This is a genomic window from Bradyrhizobium sp. 23 (assembly GCF_023073295.1).
Classification (GTDB): domain Bacteria; phylum Pseudomonadota; class Alphaproteobacteria; order Rhizobiales; family Xanthobacteraceae; genus Bradyrhizobium; species Bradyrhizobium canariense_D.
Genome location: NZ_JADPJF010000151.1, coordinates 230,265 through 234,044 on the forward strand (window position 1 = coordinate 230,265; position 3,780 = coordinate 234,044).

Below are 3,780 nucleotides of genomic sequence, written 5' to 3' on the forward strand. Positions count from 1 at the left end.
ACGTCGCCCGCATTCAGCAGATGAAGACCGGCGCGCTGCTGCGCTACGGCTGCATCGCCGGCGCGATCCTCGGCCAGGCCTCGCAAAAGGAATATCAGGCGCTCGACGATTACGGCCGCGCGCTCGGCGAAGCCTTCCAGATCGCCGACGACCTGCTCGACGTCGAAGGCGATGCCGCCGCGCTCGGCAAGCCTGCCGGCGCTGATGCAGCGCTCGGCAAGACCACCTTCGTCACCCAGCTCGGCATCGAAGGCGCCAAGCAGCGCGTGCGCGATCTGCTCGCGCGCGCCGACAGCGCCGTGTCGATCTTCGGCGAACGGGCCGCCGTGCTGCAAGCGGCTGCGCGGTTCGTGGCCGAACGGAAGAGCTGATAGCGCGATGGCGGGCGGCAGCAAGGAAGACCCCGCCCTCGCCCGCTTTCGCAAGATGTCGCGGCCGATGCGGCTGATTTATGCGCGTCCGCGGACGTTCATGTCGCTTGCCGTTGGTATTCTCGTCTGCCTGCTCATCCCGGGTTCGCACCGGCTGGTCACGCGGCTTGTGTTCGGCTGGGATGCGTTGATCGCCGTTTATCTGGTGCTGGTCTACGCGATGATGCTGTGCAACGACCACCAGCACATCCGCCGCGCCGCAGCGATGCAGGACGACGGTCGCTTCGTGATCCTGCTGGTGACGGCGATCGGCGCCTTCGCCAGCATCGCCGCGATCGTCTCCGAGCTTGGAACGCCGCATCGCGGCGGCCTGGAGCTGAGCATCGCAATCACCACCATCGTATTGTCATGGGCCGCCGTGCACACAATCTTCGCTCTGCATTACGCGCATGATTTTTACCGGCACGCCACGCCGGGCGGCCTTCAGTTTCCCAGCGGCGACAAGGAAGACCACGCAGATTACTGGGACTTCGTCTATTTCTCGTTCGTGATCGGCATGACCGCGCAGGTCTCCGATGTCGGCATCTCCGACAAGACCATCCGCCGCACCGCCACCGCGCACGGCATCGTCTCATTCATCTACAACACGGCCTTGCTGGCGCTGACGGTCAACATCGCGGCGAGCGCGATCTCGACCTGAACTCATTTCCGCAATCCTAGTTACAGACCTCGGCATTGCCATCGTTGCCCGGGCCGCCGCCGCCGCGATATTCGAGATGGCAGCCGCGGTTGACCGCACGACAGCCACTGTTGTTGCAGAATAGCTGTCCGCCACTCGAGCGGCGGCTGGCGCCAGCGGCAGCAGCGATGCCCGCAGCGCCACCAAAGCCGCCGGCCGCTCCGGCAGCCTCACCGCCGGCCTGACGACGCTGCCGTGCGGGACGCTCGTCGCCGTCGTCCCGCTTGGCGGTCGCAGGCTTGGCGGTCGCAGGCTTGGCGGCACGCTGCTTCTCGCACTCGTTGTCGTCGTTGAGCGCATAGCCATCACGGCAGACGATCTTGGTGCATTTGTCGCCGTCGGTCTTGAAGCCGTGCTCGCAAACCAGCGGACAGACGCGCGACTGTTTCGACTTGACCGTGTCGAGTGCATCGGTGCTCGCCACCTTCACGTCGAGCTTGGTGCCGGCATAACGGTTGAACTGCGATAACGACCGCTGCGCGGATGTCGTCCAGTTGCCGTCGGCGGCGCCGGAGAAGCAGCCGACGCGGCCGAGCTCGGTCTGTACCGAGCGGCTGAGATCGGCCGGCGCGATGGCCGGCGTCAGCGAGGCGACGTTGGTGCCGGCAGGGCCCGCCGTGCTGGCGGGCGCTGCACTCGGCGCCGCGGCGGCGAGATTGACGCGCTGCTGCTCGGCAGCGGCCGCCTGCTGCTGCGCCTGCTCCTTGGCCTTTTGCGCCGCAAGCTGTATCTGCTCGGCGGCCTCCGCATCGGCGGCTGCCTTGGCCTGCGTATCCTTCTGCGCGCCAAGTGCGGCAAGACGATCGCGCTCGGCCTCGGCCTGTTTCGCCTTCTCGGTGGCCGCCGCATGAGCCTGCTCGGCGCCGATTTTCTCGAGTTGCAGCTTGGCAAGGCTCGCATAGAAGCCGTCGGGATGCTGGGCGAGAAAGGCCTCCCACGCCGGCCGGTTGCCGACCTGGAGCGCGAGCTCGTAATCGCGGCGGATGTCGGCCTGAGGGTTGGGCGCAGCGGCAGCCGCAGCGGTCACCTTGACCGGCACCAGCGGCACGTCCTCGCCGCCGAGCGAGCCATAGACGAACGGCTCCTGCTTATTACCTGTCGACTTGAGCACGTCGTCGCGCACGAAGCCGAAGGCACGGCGGACGTCTAGGCCGGGCCTCGTCAGATGCTTCGACAGCGCCACCGTAAAGGGGCTGTTCGCACCGTCGCCATCCTGCGCCGTGAAACCGGCCTTGGCCGAATAGGCGATCAGCGTGTTCGAGCTGGTCGGCTCGACCTGGGCGAGGCCGCGGCCGACGCCGCGCGAGGCGATCGTGCGCTTCATGGTCTTGCCGAACGGATTGTCACGGCAGGCATCCAGGATCACCAGGCGAAGCTGCTTAGCCGGTTCGACCGCGACCAGGACGCGGTCGAGGGAGAGCGCCTCGTCAAAGACGTCGGTGTCACGCTCCAGCTTGGCGTCGACAGGGATCAGATAGTTCGAGCCTTCGACCTCGAGGCCGTGGCCGGCATAATAGACCACGGCGATATCGGCATCGCGGGTCCGGTCGGCGAATTCGCGCAGCACACGCCGGGTTTCCTGCGCCGTCAGGTCGTGCCGGGAATCGACGATGTCGAACCCGGCCTCCTTCAGCGTCCGGGCCATCACCGAACCGTCATTGACGGGGTTCGTCAGCGACGGCGCATGCTGATAGGCGGAGTTGGCGATCACGAGCGCGACGCGCTTTCCGGCGAAAGCAGGCCCGGCGCCGAATAGCAGCGCGACGGCGAGGAGGACTGGGCAAAGTCTGAGCAATTTGCGCATGACACGACTTCCGATTTCGGGGCGATTCGCGCCCTTTGGGACGGCTTTAGCAGGGTCCGTCGCGGACGCTTGTAACGGAGGTCACGAAGATGGCGCCGGCGGCAAGCCGAAAGGTCCCCTTGTTCGTCGCGCCAGTCCGGCCGCGGTTCGCCGCCAAACAGGTGCGCAGCAGGTTCCCTCAGACATCCCCGATGTGGCCCCGATATTGCGGCAGATTATCCGTAATCTCGTGCCAGGGCGCCTTCGACCCCACGAAAATGTGGGCGCTCGGTCGGATCGAGGGGGCATCGACCAGGGTTCCCATGGCGACGTGGACCCATTTTCCGTCGCGCACCCGGGAATAAAGCAACGAGCCGCAGCGGGCGCAGTGGGCGTCGTGGGTGGTTTCGTCACCGTAGATGGTGAGCTGGTTCTCGCCTCTGACGATGCGGAGCTTGCCCTGCTCGATGCCGGCGAACGGCTTGAAGGCAGCGCCGGTGGTGCGGCGGCAATTCGAGCAATGGCAGTTCATCGCATAGGAGAACGCGTCCGCTACCTCGTAGCGCACGGCGCGGCAGCAGCATTCGCCGATCAGGAAGGGAGCGTTCGAATTCTCTGATCCGGTCATCACAGCGTCCCAGCAAATGGTACGGACACCATAGCGCATTTTGACGTGTACGACTAAGTTCGCCCTGAGCCATCATTCAAAGGGATGACCCATGAGCCAGAACCGTTCGAGCGTCGAAGCCGTCGTGCAATCTTACTTCGACGGACTTTACGAGGGTGATGCCGAAAAGCTCGGCGCCATCTTCCATCCCTCCGCCGATTTGCGCTGGGTCGAGAAGGGCGAGCTGCAGGTGCTGACCGTGCCGGACTGGCTCGACCGC

Annotated in this window: 5 protein-coding genes; 3 read left to right on the top strand and 2 right to left on the bottom strand. The window is 65.6% G+C overall.

From position 1 onward, the window contains the following. Positions 1-371, top strand: a 371-nt coding sequence (locus IVB32_RS38150; protein WP_247413071.1) for a polyprenyl synthetase family protein, incomplete at its 5' end; no start/stop codon positions are given. Positions 372-378: 7 nt separating this feature from the next. Then, positions 379-1,071, top strand: a complete 693-nt coding sequence (locus IVB32_RS38155; protein WP_247370519.1) for a DUF1345 domain-containing protein — start codon at positions 379-381, stop codon at positions 1,069-1,071. Positions 1,072-1,087: 16 nt separating this feature from the next. On the opposite strand, the gene IVB32_RS38160 is transcribed toward IVB32_RS38155, so the two are convergent. Beyond that, positions 1,088-2,914, bottom strand: coding sequence for a caspase family protein (locus IVB32_RS38160; RefSeq protein WP_247295918.1), 1,827 nt, complete (start codon positions 2,912-2,914; stop codon positions 1,088-1,090). A gap of 178 nt (positions 2,915-3,092) precedes the next feature. Further along, positions 3,093-3,521, bottom strand: coding sequence for a GFA family protein (locus IVB32_RS38165; protein ID WP_018455918.1), 429 nt, complete (start codon positions 3,519-3,521; stop codon positions 3,093-3,095). Positions 3,522-3,612: 91 nt separating this feature from the next. Here IVB32_RS38165 and IVB32_RS38170 point away from each other — a divergent pair. Next, a partial coding sequence (locus tag IVB32_RS38170) for a nuclear transport factor 2 family protein (protein ID WP_247413135.1) occupies positions 3,613-3,780 on the top strand: 168 nt, incomplete at its 3' end.